The organism is Rhizobium sp. 18055, from assembly GCF_902706285.1.
Lineage (GTDB): Bacteria > Pseudomonadota > Alphaproteobacteria > Rhizobiales > Rhizobiaceae > Rhizobium.
The window spans coordinates 1-16424 of record NZ_CACSKD010000024.1 but is presented as its reverse complement, the minus strand read 5'-3'; the positions used below and the strand labels follow the sequence as shown (position 1 = coordinate 16424).

Below are 16424 nucleotides of genomic sequence, written 5' to 3'. Positions count from 1 at the left end.
GTAACATGGTTTTGCACATCCCGCCCTTGAGCGACGCCGATCTCCGGCAGTTGCGAATCTTCCGCTCTGTCGTCGAGAACGGTGGCTTTACGCGTGCCCAGGACGAGCTGGGGATTTCGCGGTCGACGATCAGTGCGCAGATGGCGGCGCTGGAAACGCGTCTTGGGCTGACACTCTGCCAGCGGGGGCGCTCCGGTTTCGCGCTCACCGAGCAGGGACAGAGGGTCTATGCCGAGATCGTCAAGTGTTTTGCTGCTCTCGAGCATTTTCGAAGCGAAGTCAGCGTGCTGCGCGGCAGCCTGACGGGCGAGTTGCGGATCGGCATGGTCGATGCTGTGGTCGAGAACGATCGCTGCGCGATCCATTCCGCCATCGATGTTTTCAACCGCGAGGTCCCGGACGTGCACGTCACCTTGCTCGTGGTGCCGCCCAACCAGATCGAGAGTGCGCTTCTCAATCGGCAGATGGAGATCGCCATCGTCCCGAACCAGCCGATGAATGCGGCGGTGCACCTGCAGCAGCTTTTCTACGAAGAGCAAAACCTCTATTGCGGCGCCACCCACCCGCTCTTTGCGACGGAAACGCGGGAACTGACGCTCGAGCGGATTGCAAACCAGGCGCACGCCCGGCGGGGTTATGCCATCGCGACGGCCTACAGCTCGTTGTTTGCGCACGCGCCCAGCGCCACCGCCTACTCGATGGAAGGTCTGGCGCATCTTGTTCTAAGCGGACGCTTCGTCAGCTTTCTGCCGCGCCATTATGCGAAGACTTGGGTGGATGCCGGCCAGATGCGGCCATTGCGCGCCGATCTGCTCAGCTTCAAGATTGCGCTTTGCGTCGCGCATTTTCCCGTCAGCACGCTCTCCCATCCGGCTCGCCTCTTTCGAGACTGCCTGCTGGAAGCGCATTCGGCGAAGCGCTAGAGTGTCCGGCCGAGACGCAAGCATCCTGCCGGCCAGGACGGAGTCGGATGCCCCACCGGCCGGCGGGTTTGCAGACGCACGGCAGCAGGGCCAAGGAGGAAACTGGCCCGTTCCTTGCTTCGTGGATGCGATGAAAGCTTCAAGAACCCAGGGTTCACAATCCGTGACCGACGTCACATGGCGGCGCCTCTTTGGTGCTTTGAACAAGGACGGACAGGCACTTAACCTGCAAATCCGCCGCATGATCGTCAATGCGATCGAGACCGGTGTTCTCAGCAGGAACACCCGGTTGCCCTCGACGCGCCAGCTTGCAGGTCTGCTTGGAATTGCGCGCAACACGGTAACGACTGCCTATCAATTACTCACGGACGAAGGTTTTCTGATCTCCAGGGAGCGGAGCGGGATTTTCGTGGCTGCCGCCGGTGCCGCCCCGGCGCCGGACAGACTGCAGGCCGACACATTCAGCGACTGGCGTGCGAGGTTCGCCATCCAGCCTTCGAGCCTGCCGCAGATATGCAAGCCTCGCGATTGGCTGGACTACCCCTATCCTTTCCTGTTCGGCCAGTATGATCCGGCGCTGTTTCCGATCAACAACTGGCGGGAGGCCGTGCGCGCCGCATCCAGCGTAAAGGAAATCCAGGGCTGGGCCGGGGATATGATCGACGACGACGATCCTGACCTCGTCGAGCAGCTGAGGACACAGATCCTGCCGCGGCGCGGCATCTTTGCCGGTCCGGGCGAGATTATCGTGACCATCGGCTCGCAGCAGGCGTTATCCATGCTCGTGCAGTTGCTGGTCGGTCGCCAGACAGCCGCTGGTGTGGAAGATCCGGGATATCCCGATGTCCGCAACATGGTCAGCCTTGCGACGTCGGACATGGTGCGGCTGAACCTCGACCGACATGGCGTGGTGCCCGATGCAGGTTTCGCCCGGTGCAGCGTGGCATTTCTGACGGTCAGCCACCAGTGCCCGACAACCGCGGTCATGCCGATCGAGCGGCGGCGACTTTTGCTGGAAGCCGCAAGCCGCGAAGACGTGCTTGTCGTCGAAGACGACTACGAGGCCGATCTGTCCATCGAAAGCGATGGCGATATTCCCTCGCTCAAAAGCCTCGATACGAATGGGCGCGTCATTTACGTCGGAAGCTTTTCAAAGGTGCTGGCACCGGGGTTGAGGGTGGGCTACATCGTCGCGCCGCGGCCGGTCGTCGATGAGTTGCGTGTGCTGCGCCGGCTGATGTTGCGCCATCCGCCGACCAACAACCAGCGCGCCCTGGCGAATTTCATTGCGCTCGGCCACTACCGTCAGCATCTCAACAAGACCGGAACCGTGATGCTGGAGCGCGCCCGCCTCGTTGCCGAGCGGCTGCCCGAATTGATGCCCTCCTGCCGATTGACGCGCGGCGAAGGAGCCACAAGCTTCTGGGTTGAGGGGTCTGAGGGGTTTGATGCCAGGCGCATGACGGAGACTGCGCGCGAAGCGGGCATTCTGGTCGAGGCGGGCGACATCTTTTTTGCCGATCCAGCCGAGGGCAGCCGCTTCTTCCGGCTCGGCTTTGGCTCGATAGCGACGCACCGTATCGAGGCCGGACTGATACGGCTGGCGCCGATCGTGGAGGCATTTGCGCGCCCGCAGGGGACCGCCGCGGCACGTCATCTGCCCGCGCAGGCAAGCTGCCCGGCGCTCGCGGGTGCCTGAGCCAGTAGGGTCCAGAACCGACAATCCATGGAGCCAGAAGGGGTTGGGCGACCACAAGTCCCGGAGCCTATGGTATGCGGTTGCGTCCATCTTCAAGGAGGCACACTGTGAACTCGGCCATTCAACACAACGACATCCGGGACGTCATCGAGGCTGATCGCGCCCATGTATGGCACCACCTGACGCAGCACAAAGCCCTCGAAACAGTCGATCCGCGGATCTTCGTCGAGGGCCGCGGCATGCAGCTCTGGGATGCGACCGGCCGCGAGTATCTCGACGCGGTATCGGGTGGCGTCTGGACCGTCAATGTAGGCTTCGGCCGCGAAAGCATTGCCAACGCGGTGCGCGATCAACTCGTCAAGCTGAACTATTTTGCCAACTCGGCCGGTTCCATCCCCGGCGCCCTTTTTGCGCAGAAGCTCATCGAGAAGATGCCGGGCATGAGCCGCGTCTATTATTCCAACTCGGGATCCGAGGCCAACGAGAAGGTCTTCAAGATGGTGCGCCAGATCGCGCATCGTCATCATGGCGGACGCAAGTACAAGATCCTCTATCGCGAGCGGGACTATCATGGGACCACGCTCGGCACGCTTGCCGCCGCCGGCCAGCCGGAGCGGCGCGAGCAGTATGGTCCGATGCCATCCGGTTTCGTCGAAGTCCCGCACTGCCTCGAATACCGGAGCCAATACGGGGACATTGCCGACTATGGCGAGCGCGCTGCCCAGGCGATCGAGGAGGTAATTCTGCGCGAAGGCCCGGAGACGGTCGGTGCGCTTTGCCTCGAGCCGATCACTGCTGGCGGCGGCGTCATCGTGCCGCCGGAAGGCTATTGGGAGACGGTAAAGGACATCTGCCGGCGCTATGACATTCTGCTCCATATCGATGAAGTGGTCTGCGGCGTTGGGCGTACCGGCAAGTGGTTTGGCTACCAGCATTATGCCATCGAGCCCGATTTCGTGACCATGGCCAAGGGTGTCGCTTCGGGATACGCCGCGATTTCCTGCACCGTCACCAATGAGAAGGTCTTCAACCTGTTCAAGGACGATCCGTCGGATTCGTTGTCCTACTTCAGAGACATATCGACGTTCGGCGGGTGTGTCGCGGGCCCCGTTGCCGCTCTCGAAAACATGCGGATCATCGAGGAGGAAGGCCTGCTGGAAAACACCAGCCGTATGGGCGAGCGGATGCTCGCCAACCTGCGGGAACTGCAGGATCGCCACGCGGTCATAGGCGATGTCCGCGGCGTCGGCCTGTTCTGCGGTGTGGAACTTGTGACCGACCGGCAATCGAAAACACCCGCTGGCGAAAAGCAGGTTCAGGAGGTGGTCGCGGCCTGCATGGCCGACGGCGTCATCATCGGGGCGACCAATCGGTCCCTGCCGGGCCTGAACAATACCCTGTGCTTCAGCCCGGCGCTGATCGTGTCGGCAGCGGAGATCGATGCCATTACCGCGGCAGTCGATCGGGCATTGACGAAGGTCTTCGGCTGAGCCTTCGCCGCCGTGCCTCGATTTCGAGCGGAGGCTCCGTATCCACACGGAGCCTCCGTTTTTCGGCCGATCAGGCGCCTGTTTCGCGATGAACCTGGAACGGTGCCCAGGACTGGCTCACCGGCATGATCTCGACGCTGTTGATGTTGACATGTGCCGGCAGGCTGGAGACCCAGTAGATGGTCTCGGCGATATCCTCCGGCTGCAGCGGCTTGGCGCCCCGATAGAGCTTGTCATAGGCGGCCTTGTCGCCACCGGTCCGCACAAGGGTGAATTCGCTTTCCGAAAGTCCGGGTTCTATCGATGTCACCCGCACGCCGCGGCTCGAAAGATCGCTGCGCAGGCCCAACGAGAACTGTCGGACGAAGGCTTTTGTACCGCCATAGACATTGCCGCCCGGATAGGGCCAGCTTGCCGCGATGGAGGCGAGGTTGACGACAAGGCCGTGCTGCGCGATCAACCGCTCCAGAAGAAGCCGCGTGATGGTGACGAGGCCAGTCACGTTGGTGTCGATCATCGTCTTCCATTCGCCCAGATCGCAGGCGTCGGCCGGGCCGGTTCCAAGCGCGAGGCCTGCATTGTTGACCAGCGCGTCGAGCGCCTGAAACTCCGCTGGAAGCGACCGAAGCGCGTCCTTCGTGGCTGCCTCGTCCCTGATGTCGAAGCAAAGGCCGCAGGCGCGTGCAGCGCCGCCCAATTCGTTTACCAGTGCGTCAAGGCGGTCCTTTCTGCGGCCGGTCAGAACGACATTCCAGCCTTCCGCCACGAAGCGTTGGGCGATCGCTTTGCCGAAGCCTGAGGTCGCGCCGGTGATGAAGGCGATCTTGGACATGATGTATTTCCTTTCGAGGTATCAAACGATGAGCAATGCGTGGATGGCTTGGACAAGGCCGATGACGGCGATCAGCACCAGCCCTGCGGACGAGATGCGATGCCAGTGGTGCGGTGCCATGCGCCGCGAGAGAAGATATCCGATACCGAAGCCTGCAAGCGTCAGCGGGCAGTAGAGGGCAAGCAATCCCATCAATCGTGCATCGATCGTCCCGATGAACAGCCGGCTGAGCAGGCTGGCGAGGTCGATGACACCGAAGAACACGGCCAATGTGCCCCGGATGTTGGGCCGCTGCGTGCCGCCGGCCAATAGCCAGGCGGCGACCAGCGGCCCGCCGACCGCGAATGCTGACAGCAGAAGCCCGACGGAAAAGCCGAACAGAACGCCGAAAGGCCGGCTGGCGAGCCAAGCCGGTGGGTTGCGGATCAACGCCACACAGGCCGCCAGAACGACGACGCCGGCGACCATCACCCGCGCGGTATTCTCATCGAGGCGTGCCGCAAGCAAGCCGCCGCAGAGCGCGCCGCACAGGCCGGACAGAAGCAGGATGCGGCCCGCCACCCAATCCACCGAGCCATGCTTGCGATCGAGCAAGGTGAAGCCCGTCAGCATCAGATCATTGAAAAGAATGAACGGGACGCTGAGGGCCGGCAGCATCAGCGCGCCCGAAATGCCGAGCGAGGCAACCATCGCATATCCAAAGCCTGTCACGCCCCGGAACATGCCTGCACCGATCGTGACCATCGAAATTGCCAGGGCGTCCATAGGATCTCCAGAATCGCATTTCGAACCGGTTTACTGATGGGAGGCAAAGCCGGAGAGGGCCAGACGCAATCAATTAAGGGGCCAGTGTGATACCACTGGGCCAGATGGCCGTTGGAATCACCGCAACTGGCTCTTTCGGCACGGCATTTGCTTCACGCTTAATGCGGGTGTCTTTCCGGTCCCTCAAGGAGTGAATTCATGAACCGCCTGAGCAAAGCATTTATGTCCCTGGCTGTGACGTGCAGCGTCGCAATGGGTGTTTCCTTCACCGCTTCCGCCGAGGACAAGAGCGTGACCTTCGCCTACCAGGACATGATGACGCCCATCCGCGTCCTGATGGAGTCGGGAAAGCTGGAGTCCGAAACCGGCTACAAGATCAAATGGGTCAAGTTCGGCGGTGGCGGTGACGTCATCCGCGCCATGTCGTCCGGCGATGTCGATATCGGGGAAGCCGGCTCGTCGCCGGTTGCTGCGGCTGCATCGCAGGGCCTTCCGATCAAGCTGTTCTGGATCCTGGACGATATCGCCAATGCCGAACAGCTCGTTGCCCGCAACGGCAGCGGCATCAAGACGATCGCTGATCTGAAGGGCAAGACCATTGCCGTCCCCTTCGTTTCGACCTCCCATTATCAGCTGATGTACGCGCTCTCCGAAGCGGGCCTGACGTCTAAGGACGTCAAGCTCCTGAATATGCGCCCGCCGGAAATCGCCGCCGCATGGGAGCGTGGTGATATCGACGCGACGTTCATCTGGGCGCCGGTTCTCGACGTGGCCAAGAAAAGCGGCACGGTCATCGCCAGTGCCGGCGATTTTGCGGCCAAAGGCAAGGCGACGTTCGACGGCATCATCGCAACGGATAAGTTCGCCGGCGCCAACGCCGATTTCATGACGAAATTCGTCAAGCTGCTCGCCGCCTACGATGCGGATTACGCCAAGAACCGCGCTTCGTGGACCCCGGACTCGCCGGAAGTCAAAGCCGTCGTCAAGTGGACGGGCGCAAATGCGGCTGATGTTCCGGCCGGCATGGCCGCCTACAAGTTTCCGACGCTCGAGGAACAGGCATCGGCAGCCTGGCTCGGCGGCGGCGCTGCCAAGGCGCTTCAGTCGACCGCGGAATTCCTGAAAGAACACGGACGTGTGACAGATGTCGCGCCTGATTACTCGGTCTTCGTGACTGACCAGTATGTGAAGGCGGCCAAGTAAGTCGGGTTATTCCAGGCCGGACCGGGCTTCCGGTCCGGCGCAGCTTTTCAAGGGGGCGATGCCAAGATGCTTCAGATACGCAATGTGAGCGTCCACTACGGCGAAGGCGAAAGCGGCGTCGTCGCCCTATCGCGGATCGATCTCGATATCGAGCCGGGTGAATTCGTGGTGGCGCTTGGCGCTTCGGGCTGTGGCAAGACGACGCTTCTCTCCTGCATAGCCGGCTTCCAGCCAGTGACGGAAGGAACGATCCTTATCGATGGCGAACACATCACCAGGCCTGGCGCCGATCGCGGCGTCGTCTTTCAGCGGCATGCGCTGATGCCGTGGCTTTCGGTGGTGGAAAACGTCGCGTTCGGGCTGCGAATGCAGGGCATGCCGAAGGCCGACCGGTTGCGGCGGGCACGCCACATGCTTGAACTCGTGAGCCTCGACGGCTTTGCCGAGAAGAAGATATACGAACTTTCCGGCGGCATGCAGCAGCGCGTCGGCATTGCCAGGGCGCTCGCCGCCGATCCGCGCATGCTGCTGATGGACGAGCCGCTCGGGGCGCTGGACGCCTTTACCCGCGAACAGGTGCAGGAACTCATTCTGGGCGTGTGGGCGAAGACGAACAAGATGGCCTTCTTCATCACCCATGATGTCGAGGAAGCGATTTTCCTCGCGACAAAGCTGATCATCATGACGCCGAGACCGGGACGGATCGCAAAGGTGATGCCGCTGGATTTCAGCCGGCGCTTCCTCGCTTCCGGCGATGCCCGTGCGGTGAAGTCCTCGCCTGACTTCATTGCCGTGCGGGAGGAGGTTCTTGCCGCGATCCATAAGGGAGACAAGATGTCGGAGGGAGTTGCAGCATGAGCCAGGCGTCATCGAGCGAACCGCTGGTCACAAAGGCTGCCGGACGGAAGGGCCGCAAGACAACCCGCGTCGGAAGCGCGCCGTTGACCGGTTTTCAGACGGGCCTGATCAGCCTGCTGACTGTCTTCTTCATGCTTGCAGTCTGGATGGCCGTGACCCATCTCGGTCTGGTCAAGCCGCTGTTCCTGCCAAAGCTCGAAACGATCCTGAAAGCCTTCACGGACGCCATGGAGGGCAAGATCGATGGCGCACCCTTGGCGGAGCATATCACCGCAAGCCTTTTCCGGGTGATCTCCGCCTTTGTGCTGGCCGCGTTGATCGGAATTCCCGTTGGCCTGGCCATGGGCATCAGCCCTGCGATCCGGGCGATGCTTGATCCTTTCATCGAGTTTTACCGACCGCTGCCACCGCTCGCCTATCTGCCGCTTGTCATCATCTGGTTCGGGATTGGCGAGACCTCCAAGGTATTGCTGATATTCCTTGCGTGCTTTGCACCGGTGGCGCTGGCTGCGCGCGCCGGGGTTCTCTCTGCATCCTCCGATCAGATCAACGCTGCCCGTGCGCTTGGCGCCAGTCGGCTGCAGCTTCTTTGCTTTGTTGTGTTTCCGGCGGCTCTTCCGGATATCCTTGTCGGATTGAGGATCGGCATGGGTGTCGGCTGGACGACGCTGGTTGCCGCGGAGATGGTCGCGGCGTCGACCGGTGTTGGACAGATGGTCTTGAACGCCTCGAATTTTCTGCGCACTGATATCGTCATGATGGGTATTTTCGTCATCGGCGGCTTTGCCATCCTGTTCGAATTCGCAATGCGCTGGCTGGAGAAAAAGCTGGTCCCCTGGCGCGGCAAGGCCTGAAGCTCCGCCCATGATCGCCGCGCTCGACCCGAGGCCGAAGCGGAGATCACGAACTGCTCCGAGCTGTCACGGATGCAGGCGTGGTGCGCCGACCGTCGCGCCTGCGATTCCAGCCCATGCAAGGGCACTATCAAGGGGGCGACATGCTCTCGGGATGTTACTGTAACGTACTTCTGCGCCGAACTATCCTGCTGCATCATGATGCCCTGACCTGGTGGGAGATTGCGATGCGCGGACGGAAATCAGCCCTCTATTTCATCGCTGCATTTTTCCTGGTTTGCCTGAATATCCTTGGGTCGACATTCGACCCGGCGATGGCCAGGGATCAGTTGATCAAGGCGCGGACCGGTGATTTCGACGCTATGCAGAAGCGCCGGCTGGTGCGCGTCATCGTACCGTTCAGCAAGACCCTCTATTTCGTCGACAGGGGACGCGCCTACGGCACCGCGGTCGACTTGGGCAACGAACTCGAAAGGGTGCTGAACAAGGACCGGACAAAGGAGATCAAGCGCATCCGGATCGCCTTTATTCCCGTGCAGCGCGACAGCCTGTTATCGTCTTTGAACGCCGGATTTGGGGACATGGTCATGGCGAACCTGACGATCACGCCATCGCGTCTCAAGCAGGTCGACTTCACGGATCCGCTCTACGATGGCGCAAGCGAGGTGCTCGTTACGGGGCCGTCCACGCCATCGACGCCGATCATTTCCCCCGAGGATCTTGGCGGCAAGGAGGTCTTCGTGCGCCATCAGCCGAAGGATATAGAACGTACCCGCTCCGAACACGAAGAAATAGACGATGACGAAGGCGATAAGTGACGTTGCAACGGCGGGGGCGGCAATCGGCGAGTGCGACTGAGACTGAGACTGAGACGTCAGCAGATGGCCATAGATCGTATAAGGCTGTCGACCGACTTCCGTGGTAACCCAACCGGCCAGAACTGCAACAAAGCCGGCAGGACCCATGGCGACCGCCGCCCGCTGCAGCCATACATTCGAGTTCAACGTCCCGCGGTAGCGACAGAACAGTGACCAGATGCCGATGCCCAGCATCGCGAAGCCGATCGCGACCATGATGCGGAAGGACCAGAAAACGATCGCAACCGGCGGCTCCTTATCGTCAGGGATCGTGTCGAGCCCGGCGAGTGACTCGTTCAGACCATGCTTGAGGATGAGGCTGGAAAGTTTTGGAATCTCGATCGCATAATCGACGCGCTTTTCCGCCTGATTGGGCAAACCGAACAGAATAAGCGGCGCGCCATCCGGATGGCTGTCGAAATGCCCTTCCATCGCCATGACCTTGGCGGGCTGATGCTCGAGCGTGTTGAGACCATGAGCATCGCCAGCCAGGATCTGGATCGGTGCTACGATGGCGGCCATCCACATCGCCATCGAGAACATCGTGTAGGCGCGCAGAGGCGCGGTGCGCCGAAGCAAATGCCAGGCGCCTACCGCGCCAACCACGAAGGCCGTGGTGAGGTAGGCGGCGAGAACCATGTGGGCGAGACGATAGGGGAAAGACGGATTGAAGATCACTGCCCACCAGTCGACGGGGATGAACTGCCCCTTGTCGTTCATGCCGAAACCGGCCGGTGTCTGCATCCAGGAGTTCACAGCAAGGATCCAGGTGGCGGAGATCAGCGTACCGAGGGCGACCATGCCGGTCGCGAATAAATGCAAGCCGGGGTCGACCCGCTCCCGCCCGAACAGCATGACGCCGAGGAACCCTGCCTCCAGAAAGAAAGCCGTCAGAACCTCGTAGCCCATCAGCGGACCGATGACCGGGCCTGCCTTGTCGGAAAAGACAGCCCAGTTGGTGCCAAACTGGTAGGACATGACAATGCCGGAGACGACGCCCGTGCCGAAGACGACGGCAAAGATCGTTTTCCAGAAATTGAAGAGTTCCAGATAGACCTCACGCTTGATCTTTAGATACAGCGCTTCGAGCACGAACAGGTAGCTCGCCGTGCCGATTGAAAAGGCCGGAAAGATGATATGCGCCGAGACCGTAAAGGCGAACTGCATGCGGGCAAGGACGACCGCGTCGAAATGCTCGAACATGGAAACGCCAGCGATTGAGCGTCAGGCGTGCATCGCCGGGCCAATGCTTTTATAAAGCATATAGGCCGCAACGACAAAAATCAGTGTGGCAAAAAGGCTGTTGAGTGTCCCCTTCTTCGCCGACAGTCGTTTTGCGAGATAGGAGCCGGCAAAGCCCCCGAAGATACCGCCGGCGATGAAGACTGCTGCGAGCAGCCAGTCGACGTAACCGGAAAACGCATAGTTCAGTGCGGTCGTCAGACCGAATGCGGTGACCGCAACAAGTGAAGAGCCGATCGCATAGAGGATCGGCATATTCGTCGAGGCGATCAGACCCGGCACGATCAGAAAGCCGCCGCCAATACCAAAAAATCCTGAGAAGATGCCTGTAAGGCCGCCAAAGCCGGCGACCTTGTGGACGTTCTCGCGCGAGCACTGGGCACCCGGATTGCCTTGTGCGCCGCGCTTGCGAAACATCAGGACGCCGACGACCAGCATCAGCAAAGCGAACAGGATGAGCAATTTCTGTCCATCCACCATCTTGCCGAAGGTGGAGCCGACAAAGGCGCCGACGATCCCGGTGATGCTGTAGATGCCGGCGCAGCGCCATTTCACATTGCCGAGACGGGCATGGCCGAGAAGATTGGTGAAGGCATTTGCGGCGACTGCAAACGCGCTGGTGCCGATTGCCATATGTGCGCTCGGGACGCCAACAACGTAGACCATCAACGGCACAGCCAGGATCGAGCCGCCACCGCCAAACAGGCCGAGCGTGAAGCCGACCAGTCCCCCGGAGACTGCGCCAAGACCGTATTGTAGCGGATCAAGCATCATGTTCATTGTCTCAGTCCTTAGGCAGCTGTCTTCTTGAGGTCTGGACTGACCAGCCACTCGCGACCCTTCAGCATGCCGTGCCAGTAGATCGGCGGCAGCGCTTCGGCTTTCAGATACCAGGCAAGGCTCGATGGTTTGGTGCCGTCGATAATCCAGGTCGGGAACGTCGGTAGCAGTTTGCCGCCGTAGCCAAATTCGGCGAGCACGATCTTGCCGCGCTCGACCGTCAGCGGACAGGACCCATACCCGTCATAGGCGGCGGGCATAGACTTGCCATCGAGTACGGCCAGGACATTTTCCGCAACGACTGGTGCCTGCTTGCGGGCTGCTGCGGCGGTCTTGGCATTTGACGTGCCGGCCGCATCTCCAAGCGAGAACACATTCGGATAACGTTTGTGCTGCAGGCTTGCCTCATCGACCTCGATCCAGCCGGCCTCGTTGGAGAGCGGACTGTCGCGGATAAAGTCGGGAGCGACCTGCGGCGGACAGACATGGATCATGTCGAAACTGACGGTCTCATCAGTGACAGTGCCATCGGCTGCCGTGTTGGCAAACCGAGCCTCCTTTCGCGACCCATCCACCGCAAGGAGCTTTGATCCGAAGTTCAGGTTGGCGCGATACTTTTTCACATACTCCATCAGCGCCGGCACATAGTCCTTGACGCCGAACAGGACCGGCCCGGCATTGTGGAACTGGATCGAAATCTCGTTGATCCTGCCCATACGGTGCCAGTGGTCGCCCGACAGATACATCGCTTTTTGCGGAGCACCGGCGCATTTGATCGGCATGGGCGGCTGGGTGAAGAGCGCCCGTCCTCCCTTCAGGTTCTGGACCAGTGACCAGGTATAGGGGGCAGTATCGTAGCGATAGTTGGAGGTGACGCCATTTCGGCCGAGCGTATCCTCCAAGCCTTCTATGGCTGACCAATTCAGCTTGATCCCAGGAGCGGCAACCAGCATGCGATAGCTGATGCGACGACCGTCCGACAGAACGACACGATGATGATCCGGTTCGAATGCGGCGACCGAAGCCTTTTCCCACTTGACGCCGTCTGGGATCAGATCCCGCATAGGCCGGACTGTATCCTCGGGCTTGAAGATCCCGCCTCCGACCATGGTCCAGCCGGGTTGGTAGGCATGACGTTCGGAGGGATCGACGAGGACGATGTTAAGGCATTTTCGACGCTTCAAAAGGCTGGCAGCTGTCGCGATGCCTGCAGCACCAGCGCCGACGATTAGAACGTCACAGGCTGTCGAAGACTTTGCGTCTGTCGCGCTCATATTCTCGGCACTGGACGTCGAAGACAGACGGGTCCGAAGCTGCGACAAGTCGTAGCCGGCAGCCTTTGTGGCCGAAAGGGCAGCGTCTTCGCCAAGGGAAGGCGCCTGTGAGAGCGCCCAGAGCGTCGCCGCCCGGGTGCCGGATCGACAGAAGGCGAGGACGGGCTTGGGAAGGTCTTTCATGGCTTCGCCAAAAAGTGCGATGTCGCGATCACCGATATCGGGCGCGACGACCGGGATGTGCCGAAAGTCCAGACCGGCAGCTTCGGCGGCCATGCACAACATGTCTGCGGTTGGCTGACCATTCTCCTCGCCATCAGGCCGGTTCGATATGATGGACTTGAAGCCAAGCCGCGCCAGCTCATGGGCGTCGTCAAGTTTGATCTGGGGCGATACGCTAATGCTGTCGTCGATCTTGCGGATATCCATGAGAAAACTCCTCCTCAGTAAGCGGCGCGCGGGGCATTGCGCGGCGAAGTGACGATGCGATGGGCAAACATGCCAACGAGCATCGCTGCTGCGAAAAGGACCGCCTCCCAGCGGCCTGTTACGAGGGATGCGATGGCGGGGCCGGGGCAGAGGCCGACAAGCCCCCAGCCGACTCCAAAAAGGGTTGCCCCACCCACAAGGGAGACATCGATTGTTCGATTTTCGGGAACGTGAAACTTGCTTTCCAGGACAGGGCGGCTGCGGCGGCGCTTGATCACGTAGGCAATGGAAGACGGGATGAGCGCCCCGCCCATGACAAAAGCAAGCGAGGGGTCCCATGCTCCGGTTACGTTCAGGAAGGCGAGTACGCGTCCGGGATTGACCATGTCGGAGATGACCAGCCCGATACCGAACAGTATGCCGCAGAGAATCGAAGCGAAAACCCGATACATCATCACAGCCCTCCGACAAAATGGCGAACAGCGAAGACGGTCATCGCAGCCATGATCATGAACGTGGCCGTCGCGACCATGGAGCGTGGCGACAGCCGGGCCAGACCGCAGACGCCATGGCCACTGGTACATCCCGATCCAAGGCGGGTCCCAAAGCCGACCAGAAGCCCGCCGATGATCAGGAGGGCGGGAGACGATGTGATCGAAAGGTTCGCGTGGCGGATCCACGCAAATGCGACTGCGGCTCCTGACAGGATGCCGGCAAGAAAGCCAAGGCCAAGCGGGCTTATCCCAGCTCCTGTCCAACCGAAGGCTGACGCGGTCAGTCCAGATATCCCGGCGATGCGGCCATTCAGCAGCAGATAGAGCGCCGCCGAAAGACCGATCAGGAGGCCGCCCGAAAGCGGCCAAACAATATTGAGGTTCGACATGGCAGGGCCAGCTTCCTACAGCGCATTCACAGGGATCTTCAGATACTGGACGCCGTTGTCTTCGGCGGGTGGCATCTGTCCACCACGCATGTTCACCTGAACCGAAGGCAGGATCAGTTTCGGCATCGAGAGCGTCGCATCGCGCGCGTTGCGCATCGCGACGAACTCGTCTTCGCTGACACCGTCATGAACATGGACATTGCTTGCGCGCTCGGCGCCGACTGTCGTTTCCCAGGCATAATCGTCACGGCCTGGCGCTTTGTAGTCGTGGCACATGAACATCCGCGCCTCGTCCGGCAATTGTGTCAGGCGCTTGATGGATCTGTATAGCGTGCGGGCATCGCCGCCCGGGAAGTCGCAGCGCGCCGTGCCGTAATCCGGCATGAACATGGTGTCACCCGGAAAAACGGCGTCACCGACGACGTAAGCAAGACATGCCGGCGTGTGACCCGGCACATGCAGGACCGTTGCGTCGAGATTGCCGATCTTGAAACGGTCGCCGTCCTGGAAGAGCTGATCGAACTGACTTCCGTCGCGCTGAAATTCCGTGCCGGCATTGAAGATTTTCCCGAACACTTCCTGAACGCGGATGATCTCGCGCCCGATGGCGAGCTGACCGCCGATTTCCTTTTGCAGGAACGGCGCCGCCGACAAATGGTCGGCATGCGCATGCGTCTCAAGAAGCCACTGCACTTCGAGACTTTCGGATTTTATGTAATCAATCAGTGCTTGGGCTGAAGCATTCATCGTCCTCCCGGAGGCCGGATCATAGTCGAGGACGCTGTCGATGATGGCGCAGGCGTTAGATGATGAATCCCTTACAACATGGCTGATTGTGAAGGTGGCAGGGTCAAAGAATGACCGTACAACGGCGCGTGACGCTGCATTGTCCGTGGCGCTGCGAACGATGTCTGCTGCGTGGGAAAGATGAGGGTCGAGATTAAGGTGATCCATACTTGCCTCCTGTCGATAAGTTCAAAATACATATTTACACTAACAATGCAACTGTGTATTTTCGGTGGCGATGAAACTGAGCTCTCGCTATAGCAAGTCTGTTCCGAGAACGATGAGGACCAATGATGGATATGACGAGTGTAGACACAGCCAAGGCAGCAGTTGCGCTCCGCTTGAATGACAAGGCCCCTGGCTTCTCGGCGCGCTCAACGAGCGGAGATGTGTCTCTGTCAGATTATCGCGGCCGTTGGGTGATGTTCTTTTCACATCCCGCGGACTTCACGTCGGTCTGCACGAGCGAGTTCATCGCGCTGGCCAAAGCGCACCCTCAGTTCGCGAAGCTGAACTGTGATCTGCTCGGCCTTTCAGTCGATAGCCTCTACTCCCACGTAGCCTGGCTGCGCGATATCGAGCGCAGCTTCGGTGTTAAGGTAGGCTTTCCGTTGATCGAGGATTCAGCGATGGTCATCGCGAAGGCCTACGGGATGCTGGATGCTTCCTCTGAAAGCAGCGGCACCGTTCGTGCCACCTACGTGATCGACCCTGGAGGTATCATCCGAGCCATCGTCTGGTATCCGATGAACGTGGGCAGGTCGGTCGAAGAGCTTTTGCGGCTCGTGGAAGCGCTGCAGACGTCGCAGCGTGAATGTGCCCTGACGCCGGAAGGCTGGCATCCCGGCGACGCGCTCGTCGAGCCTGCGGCATCTTCCATGCAGGATGCGGAGCAGCTGGTTGAAGGTCAGTCCTGGTATTACCGGGAGCGCCGCGCATGATCGATGCTACAGCCTCACTCGAGGCGATGCAGGAAAAGGCGGCTGAGGCTGCAGACTTCATGCGGCTGTTCAGCACACCCAGTCGCTTGATGCTGCTGTGCCATATCGCCCAGAAGGAGAGGTCTGTCGGCGAGATCCAGGAGGACCTGGATTTCAAGCAGCCGGCGCTGTCGCAGCAGCTAGGCGAACTGCGTCAGGCGGGTGTTGTGCAGACGCGCCGTGAATCGCGGCAAATCTACTATTCGATCGCCGATGATCGTGTTGCAGCCGTCATGGAGATGCTGATGCGCGTGTTTTGCAATGTCGAGGCCAGCCAGCCCTCTTCCCGGATCGAGGCTCTGGCTTCGCTTGCTGGAAAAAGGTCGGCTGCCCCGGAGAGCTTTGTCGGCGAGATGGCACGTTGGGCACGATTGGAAAAGGCCGATTGAGCATTGGGCCCGCGCCACCCTCGCTGAAGGCATAGGAAGCGCAGAGGTTTCAGTCTGACGATCTAATCAAACTCAGAAAATCTGCTAAGGAATCGTCGATAAATTACGGCTCCGTTTTCGGCGGTCTTTGGGTGATTGTATAGTTCCATTCGCCGTGAAAGGTGTGGCGGGCGATATTGA

The 16424-nt window shown here is 60.4% G+C and carries 16 protein-coding genes and 1 pseudogene; 9 read left to right on the top strand and 8 right to left on the bottom strand.

Annotation, left to right across the window (positions count from 1 at the left end; all coding sequences use genetic code 11):
• Positions 1–5 precede the first annotated feature (5 nt).
• The 3 genes from GVL52_RS26245 (at position 6) to GVL52_RS26235 (ending at position 4112) form a co-directional block, all read left to right on the top strand.
• Positions 6–923, top strand: coding sequence for a LysR family transcriptional regulator (locus GVL52_RS26245; protein WP_160012356.1), 918 nt, complete (start codon positions 6–8; stop codon positions 921–923).
• A gap of 163 nt (positions 924–1086) precedes the next feature.
• Positions 1087–2622, top strand: coding sequence for a PLP-dependent aminotransferase family protein (locus GVL52_RS26240; protein ID WP_244619291.1), 1536 nt, complete (start codon positions 1087–1089; stop codon positions 2620–2622).
• A 107-nt stretch (positions 2623–2729) separates the two neighbouring features.
• On the top strand, positions 2730–4112 hold the full coding sequence (locus GVL52_RS26235; protein ID WP_244619290.1) for an aspartate aminotransferase family protein: 1383 nt from the start codon (positions 2730–2732) through the stop codon (positions 4110–4112).
• A 70-nt stretch (positions 4113–4182) separates the two neighbouring features.
• Here GVL52_RS26235 and GVL52_RS26230 read toward each other — a convergent pair whose 3' ends face one another.
• Both GVL52_RS26230 and GVL52_RS26225 read right to left on the bottom strand, forming a co-directional pair.
• The gene (locus GVL52_RS26230) at positions 4183–4944 is read right to left on the bottom strand and encodes an SDR family NAD(P)-dependent oxidoreductase (RefSeq protein WP_160012353.1); all 762 of its coding nucleotides are present in this window, start codon (positions 4942–4944) and stop codon (positions 4183–4185) included.
• A 21-nt stretch (positions 4945–4965) separates the two neighbouring features.
• The gene (locus GVL52_RS26225; RefSeq protein ID WP_160012352.1) at positions 4966–5709 is read right to left on the bottom strand and encodes a sulfite exporter TauE/SafE family protein; all 744 of its coding nucleotides are present in this window, start codon (positions 5707–5709) and stop codon (positions 4966–4968) included.
• 252 nt (positions 5710–5961) lie between these two features.
• On the opposite strand from GVL52_RS26225, the gene tauA reads away from it, so the two are divergent.
• The 4 genes from tauA (at position 5962) to GVL52_RS31285 (ending at position 9442) form a co-directional block, all read left to right on the top strand.
• Positions 5962–6912 (top strand): taurine ABC transporter substrate-binding protein, encoded by a 951-nt coding sequence (gene tauA / locus GVL52_RS26220; RefSeq protein WP_244619289.1) that lies wholly within the window; start codon positions 5962–5964, stop codon positions 6910–6912.
• 66 nt (positions 6913–6978) lie between these two features.
• Positions 6979–7770: a taurine ABC transporter ATP-binding protein gene (locus GVL52_RS26215; protein WP_160012351.1), complete on the top strand. Its 792-nt coding sequence runs from the start codon at positions 6979–6981 to the stop codon at positions 7768–7770.
• Positions 7767–8624 carry an ABC transporter permease subunit gene (locus tag GVL52_RS26210; protein ID WP_160012350.1) on the top strand — a complete coding sequence of 286 codons (858 nt, stop codon included), beginning with the start codon at positions 7767–7769 and terminating at the stop codon, positions 8622–8624. Before GVL52_RS26215 ends, GVL52_RS26210 begins: the two co-directional genes overlap by 4 nt.
• A 116-nt stretch (positions 8625–8740) precedes the next feature.
• The gene (locus GVL52_RS31285) at positions 8741–9442 is read left to right on the top strand and encodes a transporter substrate-binding domain-containing protein (protein ID WP_306440390.1); all 702 of its coding nucleotides are present in this window, start codon (positions 8741–8743) and stop codon (positions 9440–9442) included.
• Here the strand turns inward: GVL52_RS31285 and GVL52_RS26200 are convergent.
• From GVL52_RS26200 to GVL52_RS26175, 6 genes and pseudogenes are all read right to left on the bottom strand, one after another.
• Positions 9368–10684 (bottom strand): annotated as a pseudogene (locus tag GVL52_RS26200) (cytochrome ubiquinol oxidase subunit I); the annotation flags it as partial. The gene GVL52_RS31285 and the pseudogene GVL52_RS26200 sit on opposite strands and share 75 nt — an antisense overlap.
• Before the next feature lie 21 nt (positions 10685–10705).
• Complete coding sequence (locus tag GVL52_RS26195; RefSeq protein WP_160012376.1) at positions 10706–11497, bottom strand: sulfite exporter TauE/SafE family protein; 792 nt, start codon at positions 11495–11497, stop codon at positions 10706–10708.
• Positions 11498–11514: 17 nt separating this feature from the next.
• Positions 11515–13206 carry a bifunctional protein tyrosine phosphatase family protein/NAD(P)/FAD-dependent oxidoreductase gene (locus tag GVL52_RS26190; RefSeq protein ID WP_160012349.1) on the bottom strand — a complete coding sequence of 564 codons (1692 nt, stop codon included), beginning with the start codon at positions 13204–13206 and terminating at the stop codon, positions 11515–11517.
• A gap of 14 nt (positions 13207–13220) precedes the next feature.
• The gene (locus tag GVL52_RS26185) at positions 13221–13661 is read right to left on the bottom strand and encodes a YeeE/YedE family protein (RefSeq protein WP_160012348.1); all 441 of its coding nucleotides are present in this window, start codon (positions 13659–13661) and stop codon (positions 13221–13223) included.
• A complete protein-coding gene (locus GVL52_RS26180) occupies positions 13661–14089 on the bottom strand; it encodes a YeeE/YedE family protein (RefSeq protein ID WP_160012347.1) in 429 nt (142 codons plus the stop codon). Before GVL52_RS26180 ends, GVL52_RS26185 begins: the two co-directional genes overlap by 1 nt.
• Before the next feature lie 15 nt (positions 14090–14104).
• Positions 14105–15043, bottom strand: a complete 939-nt coding sequence (locus GVL52_RS26175; RefSeq protein WP_160012346.1) for an MBL fold metallo-hydrolase — start codon at positions 15041–15043, stop codon at positions 14105–14107.
• Positions 15044–15165: 122 nt separating this feature from the next.
• On the opposite strand from GVL52_RS26175, the gene GVL52_RS26170 reads away from it, so the two are divergent.
• Positions 15166–15816 carry a peroxiredoxin gene (locus GVL52_RS26170; protein ID WP_160012345.1) on the top strand — a complete coding sequence of 217 codons (651 nt, stop codon included), beginning with the start codon at positions 15166–15168 and terminating at the stop codon, positions 15814–15816.
• Entirely contained in the window at positions 15813–16244 is a 432-nt protein-coding gene (locus GVL52_RS26165) for a helix-turn-helix transcriptional regulator (protein WP_160012344.1), read from the top strand. Before GVL52_RS26170 ends, GVL52_RS26165 begins: the two co-directional genes overlap by 4 nt.
• The last annotated feature ends 180 nt before the right edge of the window (positions 16245–16424 follow it).